This is a genomic window from Nostocoides sp. F2B08 (genome assembly GCF_009184895.1).
Classification (GTDB): domain Bacteria; phylum Actinomycetota; class Actinomycetes; order Actinomycetales; family Dermatophilaceae; genus F2B08.
In genome coordinates this window covers 136,202-155,042 of the sequence record NZ_WESE01000003.1, presented here as the reverse complement: position 1 = coordinate 155,042, position 18,841 = coordinate 136,202, and the positions used below count along the sequence as shown (strand labels likewise).

General features: G+C 69.1%; 11 protein-coding genes and 1 pseudogene. 8 read left to right on the top strand and 4 right to left on the bottom strand.

What is annotated here, in order from left to right; genetic code table 11:
- Window positions 1-55: 55 nt before the first annotated feature.
- The 3 genes from polA to GA707_RS08125 are packed head-to-tail and all read left to right on the top strand — an operon-like array spanning window position 56 to window position 4,612.
- Window positions 56-2,731 carry a DNA polymerase I gene (polA, locus tag GA707_RS08135; RefSeq protein ID WP_152177936.1) on the top strand — a complete coding sequence of 892 codons (2,676 nt, stop codon included), beginning with the start codon at window positions 56-58 and terminating at the stop codon, window positions 2,729-2,731.
- Window positions 2,715-4,361 (top strand): hypothetical protein, encoded by a 1,647-nt coding sequence (locus GA707_RS08130; protein ID WP_152177935.1) that lies wholly within the window; start codon window positions 2,715-2,717, stop codon window positions 4,359-4,361. Before polA ends, GA707_RS08130 begins: the two co-directional genes overlap by 17 nt.
- Window positions 4,362-4,411: 50 nt before the next feature.
- Complete coding sequence (locus GA707_RS08125; RefSeq protein WP_152177934.1) at window positions 4,412-4,612, top strand: hypothetical protein; 201 nt, start codon at window positions 4,412-4,414, stop codon at window positions 4,610-4,612.
- On the opposite strand, the gene GA707_RS08120 is transcribed toward GA707_RS08125, so the two are convergent.
- Window positions 4,596-5,708 carry a glycosyltransferase family 4 protein gene (locus GA707_RS08120; protein WP_152177933.1) on the bottom strand — a complete coding sequence of 371 codons (1,113 nt, stop codon included), beginning with the start codon at window positions 5,706-5,708 and terminating at the stop codon, window positions 4,596-4,598. The two genes, GA707_RS08125 and GA707_RS08120, sit on opposite strands and share 17 nt — an antisense overlap.
- A gap of 49 nt (window positions 5,709-5,757) precedes the next feature.
- On the opposite strand from GA707_RS08120, the gene GA707_RS08115 reads away from it, so the two are divergent.
- Complete coding sequence (locus GA707_RS08115; protein WP_152177932.1) at window positions 5,758-6,534, top strand: bifunctional 2-polyprenyl-6-hydroxyphenol methylase/3-demethylubiquinol 3-O-methyltransferase UbiG; 777 nt, start codon at window positions 5,758-5,760, stop codon at window positions 6,532-6,534.
- A pseudogene (locus tag GA707_RS21190) lies at window positions 6,527-8,518 on the top strand (alpha-(1->3)-arabinofuranosyltransferase family protein); the annotation flags it as partial. The gene GA707_RS08115 and the pseudogene GA707_RS21190, both read left to right, overlap by 8 nt.
- Window positions 8,519-10,615: 2,097 nt before the next feature.
- On the opposite strand, the gene GA707_RS21185 reads toward GA707_RS21190, so the two are convergent.
- Together GA707_RS21185 and GA707_RS08100 are read right to left on the bottom strand one after the other, a co-directional pair.
- Window positions 10,616-11,776, bottom strand: coding sequence for an acyltransferase (locus GA707_RS21185; protein WP_152177930.1), 1,161 nt, complete (start codon window positions 11,774-11,776; stop codon window positions 10,616-10,618).
- Window positions 11,777-11,838: 62 nt separating this feature from the next.
- Entirely contained in the window at window positions 11,839-13,656 is a 1,818-nt protein-coding gene (locus tag GA707_RS08100) for a hypothetical protein (RefSeq protein WP_152177929.1), read from the bottom strand.
- A gap of 124 nt (window positions 13,657-13,780) precedes the next feature.
- On the opposite strand from GA707_RS08100, the gene GA707_RS08095 reads away from it, so the two are divergent.
- Window positions 13,781-14,941: a DUF3068 domain-containing protein gene (locus GA707_RS08095; RefSeq protein ID WP_152177928.1), complete on the top strand. Its 1,161-nt coding sequence runs from the start codon at window positions 13,781-13,783 to the stop codon at window positions 14,939-14,941.
- Window positions 14,942-14,960: 19 nt separating this feature from the next.
- On the opposite strand, the gene GA707_RS08090 is transcribed toward GA707_RS08095, so the two are convergent.
- A complete protein-coding gene (locus tag GA707_RS08090; RefSeq protein ID WP_152177927.1) occupies window positions 14,961-15,755 on the bottom strand; it encodes a class I SAM-dependent methyltransferase in 795 nt (264 codons plus the stop codon).
- 225 nt (window positions 15,756-15,980) lie between these two features.
- Between GA707_RS08090 and rpsA the strand changes: the two genes are divergently transcribed.
- Window positions 15,981-17,501: a 30S ribosomal protein S1 gene (gene rpsA, locus GA707_RS08085; protein ID WP_152177926.1), complete on the top strand. Its 1,521-nt coding sequence runs from the start codon at window positions 15,981-15,983 to the stop codon at window positions 17,499-17,501.
- A gap of 83 nt (window positions 17,502-17,584) precedes the next feature.
- Entirely contained in the window at window positions 17,585-18,772 is a 1,188-nt protein-coding gene (gene coaE, locus GA707_RS08080) for a dephospho-CoA kinase (RefSeq protein ID WP_152177925.1), read from the top strand.
- Window positions 18,773-18,841: the final 69 nt, after the last annotated feature.

The window sequence follows — 18,841 nt, the reverse complement described above, 5'->3', positions numbered from 1 at the left end:
GTCCTCTCCTGTGCAGATGCCTGCGCTGTCGGTGTTCTCGCCTAGGCTGCCATGCGTGGCCAGGCTTCTCCTCCTCGACGGGCACTCTCTCGCATACCGGGCGTTCTACGCGCTGCCGGTGGAGAACTTCTCGACGTCCACCGGGCAGCACACCAACGCGGTCTACGGGTTCACGTCCATGCTGATCAACGTGCTCCGCGACGAGGACCCGACCCATGTGGCGGTGGCCTTCGACGTGTCCCGCCAGACATTCCGCTCCGAGGAGTACACCGAATACAAGGCCGGCCGTTCGGCGACACCGAGTGAGTTCCAAGGGCAGCTGCCGCTGCTCCGCGAGGTTCTCGATGCACTGTCCATCCGGCACGTCGAGGCGCCGGGCTTCGAGGCGGACGACATCCTCGCGACCCTGACACACCAGGCCGTCGCCGACGGGCTCGAGGTGGTGCTCTGCACCGGTGACCGGGATGCGTTCCAGCTCGTGAGCGAGTCGGTGTCGATGCTCTACCCCGTCCGAGGCGTCTCCGAGGTCTGGCGGATGGACCCCGCTGCGGTCGAGGAGAAGTACCTCGTTCCGCCGAACCGCTACAGCGACCTGGCCGCCCTCGTCGGCGAGTCCTCCGACAACCTGCCGGGTGTGCCGGGCGTCGGACCCAAGACCGCGGCGAAGTGGATCGGCCAGTACGGCGACCTGGAGGGCATCGTCGCCCATGCCGACGAGATCAAGGGCAAGGTGGGTGAGAGCCTCCGAGCCCATCTCGACTCGGTGCTGCGCAACCGCCGGCTGAACCAGCTGATCAGCGACGTGCCACTCGAGATCGGGATCGCCGACCTCGAGCGTCGGCCGTGGCAGCGGGAGGAGGTCCACCGAGTCTTCGACAGTCTCGAGTTCCGAGTCCTCCGTGATCGGCTGTTCGCGACCTTCGACTCACCCAGTGAGGAGGTCGAGGGTGGCTTCGACCTCGACGGGGCCGTGCTCCTACCCGAGGACGTCGTCGGTTGGGTCGGACACCATGGTGGTCCCGACCCGGTGGGGGTCCACGTCGTCGGGCACTGGACCAAGGGTGAGGGAGATGCGACGGCGGTCGCTGTCGCGACCGCGGACGGCTCAGCGGCCTTCATCGACCTGCTGACCCTCGATCCCGCCGGCGAGTCCGCCGTGGGGGACTGGATCGAGGACCCGGCACGCCCGAAGGTGCTGCACGACGCGAAGGTGCCGATCCACGCGCTCGCGTCCCGCGGCTGGGCGCTGCGCGGGGTCGTCAGCGATACCGCGCTTGCCGCGTATCTCGTCCGGCCCGACCAGCGCTCCTACGATCTCGCCGACCTCGCCGTCCGGCATCTCGGCCGTGAGCTGTCGAGCGAGGCGACCGACTCGGGTCAGGGTCTGCTGAGCTTCGACGACGAGGCGGCCGCGGATGCCGCCGCGGACGATGCCATGGTGCGGGCCCGAGCGGTCCTGGAGCTCTCGGGGGCCCTCGACACCCGCCTGGGCGAGATCGGGGCCGACCGGCTGCTCCGCGAGATCGAGCTGCCCCTCGTCGACATCCTGGTCGAGATGGAGGACACCGGCATCGCCGTCGACCGGGCGGGTCTGGAGTCGCTGGAGGCGGACTTCGACGCGAAGATGCGGGCGGCGCAGGACGACGCCTACGCCGCCATCGACGGTGAGCAGATCAACCTCGGGAGTCCGAAGCAGCTCCAGACGGTCCTGTTCGAGCGTCTTCAGATGCCGAAGACGAAACGCACCAAGACCGGGTACACCACGGACGCCGAGGCGCTCGCGGACCTGTATGCCAAGACGGAGCACCCCTTCCTCGAGGCACTGCTCCGGCACCGCGACACCTCGCGCCTCCGGGTGACCGTCGAGGGTCTGCTCAAGTCGATCGCCTCCGATGGGCGGATCCACACGACCTACCTCCAGACGATCGCAGCGACCGGGCGGCTGTCCTCGACCGACCCGAACCTCCAGAACGTGCCGATCCGGACCGAGGAGGGCCGCCGCATCCGGGAGGCGTTCGTCGTCGGTGCGGGCTACGAGACGCTGATGTCCGCCGACTACAGCCAGATCGAGATGCGGATCATGGCGCACCTGTCGGGGGACGAAGGCCTCATCGCCGCCTTCACCTCGGGGGAGGATCTGCATCGCTTCGTGGGCAGCCGGGTCTTCGGGGTGGAGCCCGAGGACGTGACGCTCGAGATGCGCGCCAAGATCAAGGCGATGTCCTACGGCCTGGCCTACGGCCTGTCCGCATATGGCCTGAGCCGTCAGCTCACGATCTCCACCGACGAGGCCAGAGGTCTGATGGACGAGTACTTCGAGCGCTTCGGCGGGGTGCGGGACTACCTGCGCGACGTCGTGGCCGGAGCGCGCCAGTCCGGGTACACCGAAACAATGCTCGGCCGTCGGCGCTATCTTCCCGACCTCACCAGCGACAACCGGCAGCGGCGGGAGATGGCCGAGCGCATGGCCCTCAACGCCCCGATCCAGGGCTCGGCGGCCGACATCATCAAGGTCGCCATGATCCGGGTCCGTGAGGCGCTGAGGGAGTCGGGAGCCGGCTCGCGGCTGCTGCTCCAGGTGCATGACGAGCTCGTCCTCGAGGTGGCACCGGGGGAACGTACGGACGTCGAGGTCCTGGTCCGGCGCGAGATGGGTGCCGCCGTGGACCTGCTGGTCCCCCTCGACGTCAATGTCGGCGTGGGCGACACCTGGCATGCCGCCGCCCACTAGCGGGCGTCATCGTCGCTCCGGCGCCCCCGAGCTGTTGTGTCTGGGGTTGGCCCTCCTCGTCGCCGGCGCGCTTCTCGGAGCCTCCGTGCGACCCGGTTACGCACTGTTCCTCGATCACGTCACCGTGCCGTCCCCGACGGCGCCCGACTGGCACCATCTGCGCACCCCTGCGGGACTGCGCGCCTGGCCGCTCGACGGGGTCCTATGGGCGTGGAGCCTGCTGCTGCCCACATGGCTCCTGCAGCATCTGTTCCTGCTCGGGTCACTCGTCGGGGCTGGAGTGGGGGCGGGTCTCGTCCTGCGCCATCGCGGTCCGATCGCGATGGGCACCGCAACGGTCGTGTCGATGGCCAACCCGTACGTCATCGAGCGTCTGCTCCTCGGGCAGCCCGTCCTTCTCATCGCCTACGCCACCCTGCCGTGGCTGGTGATCACCTCCCGGCAGGCGTCGGTGAGACGGCGTGTGACGCTGTCGTCCCTGGCGGTCCTCGTCGCAGCGTTGACCCCATGGGGGGCCGTACTCGCCGGCACTGCGGCGGTCCTCGTGGCGATGCTTCGCCGCAGGAGACCCGCTGAGGTCGCGCTCCAGGCGGCTGTCTCCGTCATCTTGTGTTTGCCCTGGCTGGTGCCGGCGCTGGCGGGCGGGGGTAGCGGCGCGGATCCGTCCGGCGCACGTGCCTTCCGGCTGGCGGACGACACCGGCCTCGGCGCCTTCGCGTCGGCTCTCGTCGGTGGCGGCGTGTGGTCTGCGGCCGCGACCCTCGGTGCGCGCTCCGGCGCCATCGGGGTGGTCGGTCTCGTCGTGGTCCTCGCGCTCGGCACACTGGGCCTCGTCGAACTCGCGCGGACCCGCCACCCAGCCGCCCCGGCTCTGTCGGTGACCGCCGTCGGGATTCCGGTGATCACGGCACTGCTCAGCGGTCCACTCCTCGCGCCGTGGACGGCGCTGCAGGAGGTCCCCGGTGTTGCTCTCTTCCGAGACCTGCATCGAATGCTGGCGCCGTCGGTCGTCGCCACGGTGTTCCTCGTCGCGATCGGGACCGGCACGTTGGTGCAGCGGGTCTCCGATGGACGCCGAGCGCTCGAGGTGCCGCTCGCCGTCATCCTTCCCACAGCCGTCGCTGTGGTCCTCGTCCCGGGCGCTCCGGAACGGTTACGGGCGGCCTACGATCCGCAGCCCTTCTCACCGGAGTGGGAGGCGGTGGTCGCGGCCATGGACAGTGGGCGGGTGCTGACCTTGCCCTGGCAGCCCCTCCGGCGGGTGACGTGGATGCCGCAGACCTTCCTCGACCCCACGGCGAGAGCCCTACCGGGTCGGGTGCTCTCGGACGGAACGTTGACCATCGAACGCGACGGTGACCTGATCCTGGTGGCGGACTCCGTCGACCTCCGAGAGAACGACATCCAGGAGAGCGCCATCGAGGCGGCGGACGACACGCTGCGAGAATGGCTGTCTCGCGGCGGTGGCGATCCCATACCATCTGAGCTACTGAGCGGTAGCGGCATCGAGCATGTCGTCGTCTGGAGGGGAAGCCCGGGAGTCGTTCCGGATTTACCATCCACCTGGGCGGAGACATTCTCGGGTGCGGATTTCGTGGTGTGGTCCGAGCCGTCCGCTGCGAGCCGCTAGACTGAACCGAGTGCCATCGCCCCTGCAGATGGCTCGTGAGGAGAGTATTCATGGCCTCTGGTGCCTACACCCAGGACGACCGCAGCCGTCCCGTTGTCGCGGTCGTCCTCAGCGCCATCCTCGGGCTCCTGGCCGCGACCGGCGCTGCGGCGGCGATCGTGTCCGCCAACTCGCCCAGTGACGGCGACGCCGTGCAGAACGGTCCGGCGGAGATCCTCGACCCCGCCGTCGTCCTCAACTACGGCGGCTGACGCTCACCTCGTCGAGCAGACTCTCCCAGGCGTCGACGCAGGCCTCCCATGTGTAGCGCGCGCTGTGTGTGCGCGCCTCTTCCGCCATTCTGGCTCGCCTCGACCCATCCTCGATGAGCGCCCGCGCGGCGGCTGTCATCGCGTCCAGTGAGTCGACGAGAATGCCGGTCCGTCCGTCGGCGATCGACTCGGAGAGTCCGCCGGCTCCGTGGTAGGCCACTGTCGGAACGCCGTGACTGGCGGCCTCGACGACGGACAGGCCCCAGCCCTCCTTGACACTCGGTGCGAGCGACAGCCACGCTCGATCCAGCTCTTCGGCCTTGGTCTGCTCGTCCACGAATCCCAGCAGGTCCACCCGGTCGGCGACCCCCCGCGCGTCCGCGTGCGCGGCAATGCGGTCATGCCACCATCCCTCGCCCATGATGCGGAGGCGTGCCTGTGGATGGGTCGAGGAGAGAGCGGCGATCACGTCGACCGCGTGCTCGACACGTTTGTGCGGCACGAGTCGACCGAGGACGACCAGGGTCGGGTCCTCGGCACGGTCACGCCCCGTCAGGCGTGGCGGGTTGGTGCCGTTGTGGATCACGCGGATCCTCTCGAGGTCCACTCCGAGCTGCCCAAGCTCCTCCTTCGTGCGCTCGCTCACTGCCACGTAGGTGCGCCGCCGGTTCACCTGCGTCGCGACGCGGGACTCGACGAACCAGCCGACATGGGCTTGGACGGGACCGAAGACGACCGGCCACTGCTCGCGGTGCACGTGATGGACCAGCACGACCCCCGGGGTCCTGATCTGCAGGGGACTGAAGAACGGGATGCCGTTCTGGGTGTCGACGACGACGTCGTAGGCTCCCTCCTCGGCCGCATCCCTCCTGAGCTGCGCCACCGCCGCTGCGTAGACCGACAGTCGGGACCCGCGGCGCCGGATGCGATACCCATCGCGTTGCTCGTCCGCAGGTGCGCGACCGTGGTCGGCGCAATATAGGGTGACGGCGTGTCCGCGCGCGGCAAGGCCGGCGCAGACGGTCTGAGCGTAGAGTTCGGCTCCCCCACCCTCGGGGTGGGTGGAGTCACGCCAGTTCAGGAATGCAACGCGCACTGATGGGACCTCGCTTGATGTCCCGAGGATGTTACCCGAGAGTAGTCACATGAGCCTGGCCGGATCGCCCGTCCGACCGCATGCCGCCACCCTGAGCAGGTCGGTCCGGCTGTTCCAGGCATTCCTGCACGAGCAGGACGACCCGGACCGCTTCTACGGGGCGCTCGCGTCCGACACCGTCTCCCAGCTCAGCCAGTGGACCACGTTGTCCGGCAGCAGAGTCCTTGATGTCGGGGGAGGTCCGGGGTACTTCGCCGACGCGTTCGAGGCCGCCGGGGCACGGTATGCGGGGGTAGAGCCGGATGCGGGGGAGATGACCGCCCGGGGTGACGCTGCGGGCGACAGCCTCCGTGCCTCGGGGCTTGAGCTGCCGATCGTCGCCGGAGGCTTCGATGTGACCCTGTCGAGCAACGTTCTGGAACACGTGCCGGAGCCCGAGCGTATGGCGGACGAGATGGTGCGCGTCACGCGACCCGGAGGACTCGTGTACCTCTCCTGGACACCGTGGCTCTCACCATGGGGTGGGCACGAGACCGCCCCATGGCACTACCTCGGAGGCCGGCGGGCGGCGGACCGCTATGCCCGTCGCCACGGCCGTCGTCCGAAGAACGACTACGGTCGCTCGCTGTACCCGTGCTCGGTCGGCCGCATGCTCCGGTGGGCCCGAGAAGCGGGTCGGCAAGGTCGCGTGCTCGACGTCGCCACCATTCCTCGGTACCACCCGCGCTGGGCGCACCGCGTCATGTCGGTCCCGGGGCTGAGGGAGATCGCCTCGTGGAACGCGGTCATCGTCCTGAGCGTGGCGCGGGAGCCCGCCGGTGACTGAGACCGACTCCGCCGTCCAGAGCTGGACGCGGCGGGTCCGGCTCGTCGCAGTCTCAGCGGTCCTCGTGGCGCTGGCCTTCGTCCAACATCCCGGGTGGACGGCACCGGACACCAAGCTCGATCTCACCGCCAACCCATCCGGCCTGCTCGGGAGGGCTCTGGTGCTGTGGGATCCGACTGCGGCGGCCGGGCAGCTCCAGAACCAGGCCTATGGCTACCTCTTCCCCATGGGTCCGTTCTTCTGGGTGCACGACGCCCTCGGGGTACCGGGCTGGGTCACCCAGCGCCTCTGGTGGGCGACTATTCTGCTGGTCGGATTCCACGGCACCCGCGTGCTCCTCGAACGGCTCGAGATCGGCACCGAGGCGTCCAGACTCGTCGCGGCCGCCGCATACGCCCTCGCTCCCCGCATGCTCATGGGACTGGGAGCCGTGAGCTCCGAGATCTGGCCGATGGCCGTGGCTCCGTGGGTGCTCGTGCCGCTGGTCCGCTTCGCCCCAGGCTCGGAGCGTCGCGCCGCCATGCTTTCGGGACTCGCGGTTCTCCTCGTCGGCGCGGTCAATGCGACGGCCACGATCGCCGTCCTCATCCCGGGCGGACTGTGGATCCTCACCCGGGCGCGGCCGGTGCGGACGAGGCTCTTGGGCTGGTGGGCTGCGGCGGTCACCCTGGCCACTCTGTGGTGGGTCGTTCCTCTCCTGCTGCTCGGCCGGTACAGCCCGCCCTTCCTGGACTGGATCGAGAGCGCCGCGGTCACCACCGCACCGGCCAGCCTTCCCGAAACGCTCCGCGGGACGACGCAGTGGATCGCGGGGATCACCGGTTCCCGGGGGCCGCTATGGATAGCCGGCTTCGAGATCCTGACGTCACGGGTGACGGTTGCGATGGGACTCCTCGTCGCGGTCGTCGGCCTGCTCGGCCTGTGGACGGTTCCACGACGGTGGGGGGTCTTCGCCCGAGTACTCCTCGTGGTCGGCCTGCTCCTGGTCACGATGGGGCGCGTCGGGGACGTGACCGGTGTTGGGGCGGCGCAGGTAGCGACGCTGCTGGACGGTCCTCTTGCTCCGTTCCGCAACGCCCACAAGTTCGAGCCGCTCGTTCGTCTGGCCGTGGTGATGGGCCTCGCGCACGCGCTCCCGCGGCTGCACCGATGGGCTGTCTCCGTGCGGGCGCCCTGGCCCAGGTTGGGGTATGCGGTGGTCGTCCTCGCCATCGTGGCGCAGGCCGCGTTTCCAGCCTTGACCGGCGTGAGCCAGCGGGGACGCTATCTGCAGCTCCCGGACTACTGGAGCCAGGCGGCCGCGTGGCTCGACGATCACCCCGATGAGGGACGCACGCTCGTGCTCCCCGGATCGAACATGGCGACGAGCATCTGGGGGGATCCACGCGACGAGCCGCTGCAGGCGCTCGTCGACAGCCCGTGGATCGTCCGAGACGTCGTCCCGCTCGGGTCGGCGAGCGCGATCCGGATCCTCAACGACATCGAGGCCCGGGTCGCGACCGGGTACGGCGGCGAGGAGCTGGCCAGATCCCTGTCACGGCTCGGCGTCAGCCGGGTTCTCCTCCGCGCCGACCTGGTCCCCGGAGGCGTCCGCCCGTTGGTGGCCCGCCGGGCACTGGAGACCGCAGGCGCCGAGCCGGTGCAGGCCTTCGGCCCGCCGGTGGGCGGGTCGTTCGACCCCGGAATCGCCGCCGACGGTGGCATGGGCCGACCGCTGCGTGCCGTAGAGGTCTTCGAGCTCGCCGACGACACGCGGATCGCTCCGAACAGCGTCGTTCCGCTGAGCGCCGCGGTGGAGATGTCGGGAGGGCCAGAGGGACTCAGCTCACCCGTGCCCGCTGATGTGCCGGTCGTGTTCGCCGCCGACGTCGCGAGTGTCGATGCCGTGGGACCAGCACGAGGCGTGATCACGGACACCCTGCCGCGACGGGAGGCCACCTTCTCCGCGGTCCGGGACAACTATGGTGGCCTGCTGACCGCGGAGGAGCCGCACCTAGCCCCCCGGAGGGTCCACGACTGGGTGCCTTCTTGGGTCGCGTCGGACGAACTGACTGCGTCGCAGACCACCAAAGTCTGGGTCGGGGGGGTCGAGGCCGAGGCTTCGTCGGCCCTGACGAACCCGGAGTTCGGTCAGTCGCGAGACCTGGCGACCGACGCCGCCCGGGCCTTCGACCGTAGTGGTGACACGTGGTGGCAGTCCGCCGGCTACGAGCCCGTGGGCGAGTGGGTGCAGGCGGACTGGCCGTCGGCGGTCACCCTTCCGGAAACGGTGCGGGTCGTCATCGATGCCGCCGTCGGTGCGGACATCGCGGCTGTCGTGACCCGGACGGATCAGGGGGAGGTGCGCACGCCGGTGAGCCCGCCCGATTTCGACCCGGCGGTCGAGCGAGATCGGTACGCGTTCGACGTGGCTGTTGCGCCCGGACCGAGCACGATGTTCCGGCTCACGGTCGCGGACGTACGGGATGGTCGACCCACGGTGCGAGTCCTCGATATCGGTGCGGACGCGATACCCCGGGCCGAACCGTGGTCGGCCATGCCTGCGGTCAGCGCTCCGGTCGACATGGTCGCCATGGAGACGCCACTCGATCGGCGGCCCGCGTGCGTCGCCATGGCCTCAGGCGTGCTCGCCTGCAACCCGGCCACGAGCCGTGACGGCGAACAGTCAGGCGATCTGCGACGCGTGTTCACACTGTCGAAGGACAGCGAGTTCACCCTGTCAGGTTCGGTGTACCCGCGCTCCTCATCGGCCGCCGAGGAGTTGCTCAAACGACTGGACGGGATCGAGGCGGAGGCCTCCAGCCAGTGGCTGGAGGGACCTTCCGTGAGCCCGCAACTCGTCCTGGACGGTGATCCGGGAACGTACTGGGCAAGTGACCCTGACGACGATCGCCCGGTCCTCCACGTGACGTGGGACGAGCCTCGTCTGGTCACGGGAATCAGGCTCGAGGTGGACAGCGACGCCGCCGGTCGGCGACCGACGAGAGTCGAGGTATCCCTTGACGACGGACCGGGGCGGACTCTGCCAGTGCCGGAAAGCGGCTTCATCGACCTCGGGACCCGGCGGGTCTCGTCGGTCTCCGTGACGGTGATTCGCACCACCAGTCAGGTGACCGACGGCGGTGCCGACATGCCGGTCGTCATCGGCGAGCTGACCGTCAGCGGAGAGCCGTGGACGACCACGGGACTGGGGGCGAGCGAGCCGGTGATCATGCCGTGCGGCTTCGGTCCGATCGTCCAGGTCGCCGGGCAGACCTACCCCACAGAGGTCCGCGGAACCCGGGGCCGGCTCATCGCCGGCGAACCGCTGGACCTCGTCGGCTGTGAGACCGCCTCGGTGGCGGCCGGCGAAGTCCGAGCGCGGTTGATCGCCTCGGCCGAGTTCCTGCCCCGCTCTCTCACGTTGACCACGCGTCCCTTGCTCGCGACGCCGGGAACCGCCCTCGAGGTGGACCGATGGACCTCGACGCACCGAGTCCTCAGCCTGAGCGAGACGACGGAGGCGGACTCACTGCTCGTGGTCCGAGAGAACGCGAACCCGGGCTGGGTGGCCTCGGCTGGGGGTGTCGAGCTCGAGCCGGTGACAGCTGATGGATGGGCTCAGGGATGGGTCATCCCGGAGGGGACGACCGGCTCGGTCGAGCTCCGCTTCGCCCCGCAGGCGGCGTTCCGGCTCGCGTTGGTCATCGGGCTCGTCTGCGCTGTGACGCTCGTTGCGCTCAGCCTCCGTCCTCAGCGCACGACCGAGACAGGGTCGACCGCTGTGCCGTCGCCGCTCAACCCGTCATCGTGGGTCGGTCTGGTCGGAGTCGTCGTGGCGGCTGCGCTCGTCTCAGGCCCCGGGGGTGTCGTCGTGACCGTGGTCGCCGCGCTCCTCGTGAGATCGGTGAGCCACCGCGCCGTCGTTCGAGTCGGTGGTGTCATCGGTGCCGGTCTGATCGCTTGGGCGACGATGTCTCCCTGGCCGGCCCCGATGGCGACGAACCGCGACGGAGTCGCGCAGTTGCTCGCCATGGGTTTCGTCGCCCTGGTCGTCCTCGGTCCGTGGGCACCGGACCCCGAGCCCGCGAAGGGCAAGACGTCACGTCCGCCGGCGCGCCGCGTCGAGGATGGGACGCTCGATGACGTGCCAGCTGGCCGCCGCGATGACGGTCGTGATGATGGTCGTGGCGACGACGGTGACCCAGAAGTGCCCGTCGAACAGCTCGTAGCCGAGCGTGGACCGAACCCAGAACATGACGGGCATGTGCCAGAGAAAGAAGCCGTAGCTGATCTTGCCCAAATAGCCCAGAGGGCGGGACCGGAGCAGGGCCGTGAGCACGGTCCGGGCTCCGACGGCTGACGGGTAGATGAGGAGGGCGGCGACAGCCGCGGCTCCAAGATGCCGCACGGTCATCTGCCAGGAGGTGGACGGGCTGAGGGTGTAGGGTCCGGCGATCGAGGTCGTCAGAATCCAGAAGACCGCGGCCGCCAGGACGAGAAACGCGTTGCCTGAATGCCTGATGGTCTCGACGAGGGTGGGCCACCGGTGCTGGTTGGCCATGAGGACCGCCAAGAGCATCCCGAGAGCGAACCAGTCCAACATGGCGGGGAAGGTGCGCAACCACGCGTATCCGGCAGGGAGCAGACCGAGGTAGCCCGCCACGCGGAACGACCAGGCGGCGAGGATGAGTCCGCCGATGGCGAGCACATGTGCTGCCGGCCCCCGGTCACCCACCGATCGGCGGATGCCGAGCGCGATGAGTGGCAGGCACAGGTAGAAGCCGATCTCGGTCGAGAGGCTCCACAGTTGCGTCAGGCCAGGGAGATCCCACTCGAACCGAAGGGCCTGTAGTTGGAGCAGGTTGGCGGCCCACACGTCGGCACCGGCGGTCCGCGTCGCCGGGACCAGGACGAGTGCTCCGACGAGGACGGCGAGCCACGCGGGGACGATTCGTGCCACCCGTCGGATCACGAACCGACGCGTCGCCGGCGCCGGGTTGTCGGTGGCGATCGCATTGGCGTGGGGCCGGTACAGGAGGAAGCCGCTGAGGACGAAGAAGACCGTGACGCCGAGGTCCATGCGGGACAGGAAGCCCGGGAGGAGATCGCGACCGGTCGCTCCGGACAGGAAGCCTGCGTGGGTGAGCAGAACGGCGAAGGCGGCGAGGCCGCGCCACGCTTCCAGTTCTTGCAGATGCGGCAGCATCGGGGTGGACGGCAGCATCGGGGTGGACGGCAGCATCGGGGTGGACGGCAGCATCGGCGTGGACGATCCCGCCCGATGGCTCCGACGCCGCTCCAAGCGACTCGTCCTGGTCTCGCTCACAGGGTCGCTCGGGCGAGGACAGACGTCACGGAGGTGATGCACATCCCCGTCGTGTTGCGGTCGAGGGCTGTGACCACGACCCCGGTGACGGTTGTGTTGACGGGAATCGTCGCGAGGATTCGGGTCGGGCCGCGGTGGAGGAGCGGGGGGTCGAAGAAGCTTGCCGGAGTCTCCGTTCCCTCGCTATCGATCACCGCCACACCCACCCGCGTAGTGTCGCCGACGAGGAGACCGATCTCAAGGAGTTGATGCCGTCGTGGCGGTATCGGGTCGACCAGTTGCACGAGTCCTGCGCGCTTGTCGGAGGGGATGTTCAGGACGCACAGCTCCGAGGACGACAGTGCCTCCAGACCCATCAACCGGGCGTCGACCAGGTGTCCGTCGTAGCCGACAGCCCGTGCCGGATCACGCATGACGACGGTTTCCGCCCGCGGGGACATGAGGCGCACCAGGGGTTGGGTGCTGAAGTCCGGCTGCACCCACCACGGAACAAGGGCCTCGGGCACCGGTCCGGGCACGATCGTCCCGGTGGTGTCCGGCAGCTCGGCGCGGAGGGACTCGAGGTAGACGTCAGAGTCGTTGGTGTGCCACCGGTCCACGAAGCGCGACCACGAGGCGACCGTGCCGCTGACGACAATGACGGCTACGACTCCCATGACGATGGCCCGTGCGAGTCGAGGCCCCCGGCGCGCGAAGACAGGATGAGCCAAGGCCACGGAGAGGAGAGCGGCAACCGCGACCGCACCGATGATCGCGGCATCCGTGTGCAGCCTCAGGTCGTCGACGACCGAGACCTCATCGACTCGGGCCACCCGCCCGACATAGATCAACGCGTAGAGCGGCACGACGAACGAGGCTGCGGCGGCGACCACCCGGCCGGCGCGACGTGCATCGTGCAGAAGGGCGAACACGAGCAGCACGACGAGCACGAGCCCGGCGATCCCGATCAGGAAGTCAGAGGTGTCGGCGTACCCGTAGCTGCCGTCTCCGTACCAGGTCCAGGGTCCGCCGAGGTACGCCGGGACGGTGTTGCCGAGGAGTGAGTAGCCCGTCGACGTGATGAAGCCCGTGACCGAGGGTTGGGTCCCGTCCCCCCGGTCGAAGTCGCCGGACAGATAGGCGACGAGGAAGCCGACGTTGACCAGACCCAGGCCGACGACTGCCGTGATCGCCCGACGGGAGGACGGCCTGGTGTCAGCCGGACGGAGGAAGACAAGGATGCCCAGGAGGAAGATCGGTGCGACCAGGGCACGCTCCGAGAACCCGAGGGCGACCACGTGCAGGACGCACGTCGCGGCGAGTACCCATCGTGAGCCGCCGCGGACGTAGCGGACTGCCAGGGTAAGGACGACCAGCGTCATCGTGATCGACGCCAACCCGGTGAGGGACTGCCGGAACCATGCCAGGGTCGGCACGATCGTGGCCGTGAAGAGGCCGAGGTACACGCCCACCAGTGCGGCCGCGGGATGCCCGATCAGCGACCGGCACGCGATCCAGAGGAAGACGCCGAGAGTGCCTGCGATGACGAGGGTCAGCACGACGGCCGGCCAGTGCTCGAGGGGAGCGTACGTCGCCTGCAACCAGTCCACGGTCCGGGCCGAGTAGGCGAGATGGGTCTGGTTGCTCTCGACGATGAAGGGCCACATCGACCGGTCTGCCGCGTAGGCCTGAGCCCGGATGTCGTCGATGTAGAGCCCACCGCCTCCGACGAGCCACAGGACCGCGCCCAGGAACACCAGGATCATCACGGCGGCGCCCAGATCCCAGGCATCCCGGCGCCCGATCCAGGGGATCGCTCGACGGATACGCTGCACGGGTCCAGGACGCCTGTGGGTCCGTTCAGACACTCGTGTTCCTCGTTTTCCGGAGTCGACCGCGGTCCAGGCTACCCGCTGGTACGCTGTGCGCGACTCACCGTCGACCGAAAGGTGGCCGCGCATGCGCCGCGTGCTGGGATTCGTCGCCATCGCACTGGGTGCGCTGCTCATCGGCCTCGGCCTCCTGGCCCGCCCTTTCATGTATGACCGACTGGCGATCGTCCCCCTCGACCAGGAGACGACGTCGGTGTCCGTCGGTCAGAACATGAGCGTTCTCTACCCGCACGAGAGCGAGGACGGCGCGGTCATCGACAAGCTCACCGGCGTGACGGTGCAGAACACCCGCGAGGTGAACGGTATCCCCGGCATCGCCCAGGAGTACGGCGTCGAGGACACTCAGGCGTTCTGGCAGAGCTCGAGCGTCTCTCGCGCCCAGGTCGATGGCGAATGGGTCGACCTCAGCTACAGCGACTCGGGTGTCTCGATCGACCGTCGAACCGGCGAGGCGACGAACTGCTGCGGTGACTACCGCTCAACGGGCGACCTGGACAACCCGGACGCGGTCGAGGACGCCACGCACGAGGGACTGGTGTTCAAGTTCCCCTTCAACGTCCAGAAGGAGACCTACCAGTGGTGGGACGCCGACCTCGGTCGCGCCTTCCCCATCGAGTTCCAGGACGAGGAGGACGTCTTCGGCACGACGACGTACCGCTTCCAGCAGGTGATCCCCGACGAGGTCGTCGCAACCCGTGAGGTGCCGGCGTCCCTGTTCGAGGAGGGTCTCGAGGGCAATGTCGCCGCCGACCTCCACTACGCGAACACCCGCACCCTCTGGGTCGAGCCGAACACCGGCGTCGTCATCAAGGGTGAGGAAGAGGTCGACAAGACGCTCCAGACGGACGGTCAGCAGCCGGTGGGCTTCACCGTCGGCACGATCGGGTTCGACGACGAGACCATCCAGGCCAACGCCGACGAATGGGGAGCCAAGGGCAACCTGCTCGGCCTGCTCCGCGGGCCCCTCACCTGGTACCTCGTCATCCCCGGCCTCCTGCTGGTCGGCCTCGGCGCGTTCCTCGCCTTCATGGGTCGTTCGGCGTCGGGCGACAGTGAGTACGCCGACGAGGCGACCCATGAGGAGCCGGTCGCGGCCCAGCCCGACTTCGAGGAGCCGGTCGAGCCGACCTACGAGGAGCGGTACCCGGACCGGACGGACCAGTTCTTCGAGGAGGCCACGGCACCCGAGGCGGAGTCCCGGACCACCCGCCGCGAGCTGAGCGAGTAGTCGCAGCGTCGTCCGCCGGTCACGACCGGCGCGCCACCAGGACCAGCGTCCCGGGGATCAGACGCCCGCGGGAGGGCGACCAGCCACCCCACGTGCTCGTTGTCGCGTCCTTCCAGGGCAGCTCGCGGACGGCCTCGATGACGAGACCGGCGGAGACCGCCTCGGCGACGCGGTGTTCGAGTGTTCGGTGGTGCTCGACGTAGACCGGGCGGTCGTCGTCGTCGAGCTCGAGATAGGGTCGCTCGTCGAAGTACGACTGCCGCACGGTGAGGCCCGCCTCCCCGGGGTCGTCCGGAAAAGCCCAGCGCCACGGATGGGACGTCGAGTAGACGACCCGTCCACCGGGCACGGTGACGCGGGCCATCTCCCGCATGAGCCTCGCCGTGTCCGCGACGAAGGGCACCGCGCCGTATGCGGTGAAGACCCGGTCGAAGACCGCATCCGGGAAGGGGAGCCGGGTCGCGTCGCACTGGGCGAGCGGGAGCGCTCGCCCGAGCGATCGGTCGATCCGGCGGGCGGTACCGAGCATGCCGGCGGACAGGTCGGTGGCCACGACCCGGCAGCCGATCTCCCCCGCCAGCCAGCGGGAGCACTGCGCCCCGCCGGCACCTACCTCGAGAACGGTATGCGTCGGTCGCGCCTCGAGGATGTCCAACTCAGCCTCGGTCCACCCCTCCGGTCCCCACACGAAGCGGTCGTCGCCGAGAAAGGGGCCGTGCTCGTTGTAGTAGGAGGATGCCTCCGAGTCCCACCACCGACGGTTGGCCGAGGCCGTCGCATCGCCCGAGGTGGGCCGCCGCGCCACGCCGCTCACCGCATACCTCCTCGTCGTCGCCGGCCGATGGCCATTCCTCCACCGTCGCGGCCCGGCCCACACCTTTTGACCGTGCGTGACAGCGTCGATACGATGTCAGAGCACGTTTGTGTGCGTTGCTTCATGCCCATTCACCTTCCGGGATGAGCTACGAGCGGGCACCGGACCACGTGCACCAGACCCAGTCCATCTCGAGATACTCATTCCCTACGGAGTTCCTACTACATGAGCACCAGCACGGTCGAGAAGACCGCAACCCAGGTGGCCGTCAACGACATCGGATCGCACGACGACCTCCTGGCCGCCATCGAGGCAACCATGAAGGACTTCAACGATGGCGACATCGTCGAAGGCCGGATCGTGAAGGTCGACCGGGACGAGGTCCTGCTCGACATCGGCTACAAGACCGAGGGTGTCATCCCCTCGCGCGAGCTCTCGATCAAGCACGACGTCGACCCCTCCGAGGTGGTGTCCGTCGGTGACGAGGTCGAGGCACTGGTGCTCCAGAAGGAGGACAAGGAAGGCCGGCTGATCCTGTCCAAGAAGCGTGCGCAGTACGAGCGCGCCTGGGGCACGATCGAGAAGGTCAAGGAGGAGGACGGCGTCGTCACCGGCACCGTCATCGAGGTCGTCAAGGGCGGCCTCATCCTCGACATCGGCCTGCGCGGCTTCCTTCCCGCCTCCCTCGTCGAGATGCGGCGCGTCCGCGACCTCCAGCCCTACGTCGGCAAGGAGATCGAGGCAAAGATCATCGAGCTCGACAAGAACCGCAACAACGTCGTCCTCTCCCGCCGCGCGTGGCTGGAGCAGACCCAGTCCGAGGTCCGCACCACCTTCCTGCGCGAGCTGCAGAAGGGCCAGGTCCGCTCCGGCGTCGTCAGCAGCATCGTCAACTTCGGTGCGTTCGTGGACCTCGGCGGTGTCGACGGCCTCGTCCACGTCTCCGAGCTGTCCTGGAAGCACATCGACCACCCGTCCGAGGTCGTCGAGGTCGGCACCGAGGTCACGGTCGAGGTCCTGGACGTCGACATGGACCGCGAGCGGGTCTCGCTCTCGCTCAAGGCGACGCAGGAGGACCCGTGGCAGCACTTCGCCCGGACCCACGCGATCGGCCAGGTCGTGCCGGGCAAGGTCACCAAGCTCGTCCCCTTCGGCTCGTTCGTCCGGGTGGAGGAGGGCATCGAGGGACTGGTGCACATCTCGGAGCTGGCCGAGCGTCACGTCGAGCTGCCTGAGCAGGTCGTCACCGTCGGTGCGGAGATCTTCGTCAAGGTCATCGACATCGACCTCGACCGTCGTCGCATCTCGCTCTCGCTGAAGCAGGCCAACGACGGCAGCGTCTCGGTCGGCGAGTTCGACCCGACGCTCTACGGCATGGCCGCCGAGTACGACGAGCAGGGCAACTACAAGTACCCCGAGGGCTTCGACCCCGAGACCAACGAGTGGCTCGAGGGCTACGAGACCCAGCGCGAGAAGTGGGAGCGCGAGTACGCCGAGGCCCACGCCCGCTGGGAGTCCCACAAGGCCCAGGTGGAGCAGGCCGCCAAGGACGACGCCGACGCCAGTTCGTCGACCAGCGCCTCGACGTCCTACTCGTCCGACTCCGGTAGCGGCTCCAGCAGCAGCAGCAGCAGCAGCAGCAGCAGCAGCGGTGAGACCCAGTCCTCCGCGGCGCCGGTGGGTGGCGGAACGCTGGCCTCCGACGAGGCGCTCGCTGCGCTTCGCGAGAAGCTCACCGGGAACTGACGTTCACGAGCATCCCGATCTCGGGGCCGGCTCCCATTGGGGGCCGGCCCCGCGTTCGTCTTCGGGCCGGGTACGGTTGGGCCATGCTCAGGGTCGGTCTCACCGGTGGCATCGGATCCGGGAAGTCGACCGTGGCGAAGCGGTTCCAGGCCCTCGGTGCGACGGTCGTCGATGCCGACCTGATCGCCCGCGAGGTCGTCGAGCCGGGCACCCGCGCTCTGCGGGACATCGTCGGCCGCTTCGGCGTCGAGGTCCTGCAGGCCGACGGAACGCTGGACCGTGAAGGCCTGGGCCGGATCGTGTTCGAGGACCGTCGTGCCCTCGCCGATCTCGAGGCCATCACCCACCCGGCGATCTGGGAGGTCACGGCCACGCGCATGGCGAGCGCCAGACGCAACGGGGTGGTCGTCCACGACATGCCGATCCTCGTCGAGAAGCGTCTCACGGCCGACTACCACCTCGTCGTCGTGGTCGACACCCCCGAGGACGAGCGCGTTCGGCGGCTCGTCGACGACCGCGGCATGGATGAGCAGGACGCCCGCAACCGGATCGCGGCACAGGCGAGCGACGCGGAGCGGTATGCGGCCGCCGACGTCGTGCTCGACAACAGCGGGTCCCGGGAGCGCTTGGACGATCTGGCATACGAGCTGTGGGAGGGGCGGATCCTGCCGTTCGACGCCAACCTCCGGTTGGGAGTCGTCTCCCGGAGGCCGGACCGTCTCGCCCTGAGCGAATCCCGGGATCAGTGGGCTCACGACGCGGAGCGGCTTATCGGGCGCATCCGCCGCGCGCTGGGGGAGCGCGCGCTCAGCGTGGACCACGTCGGCTCGACCGCGGTTCCCGGGCTGGTCGCCAAGGACGTCATCGACCTCCAGATCGGTGTCCGGGACCTGCGCGAGGCGGATCGTCCGGCGTTCATCGACGCCATGACGGCTGCGGGCTTTCCCCGATCCCCGGGTCACTGGTGGGACAGCGGCGCGGACGGCAAGGAGTGGCCGAAGCGCGTCCACGGCAATGCCGATCCTGCGCGCGTCGCCCACATCCACGTCCGCGAGCACGGCAGCGACGGGTGGGTCTGGGCGTTGCGGTTCCGGGACTGGATGCGCGCGGATGCGACAGCGCGCGAGTCCTACGAACGGTTCAAGCGCGAGCTGTCCGGCCGGCTGACCCGCACCGCCGACTATGCGTCGGCCAAGGAGCCCTGGTTCGCCCTCGCACACGCCGATGCGCTGTCGTGGTCCTCCCGGACCGGATGGCGACCGCCGGACTGAGCTGCCAGGGTCCGAGGGGAGCGCCCCGGTCGAGAGGTATGCGCTGTCGGTACCACCGCATACCGTGGT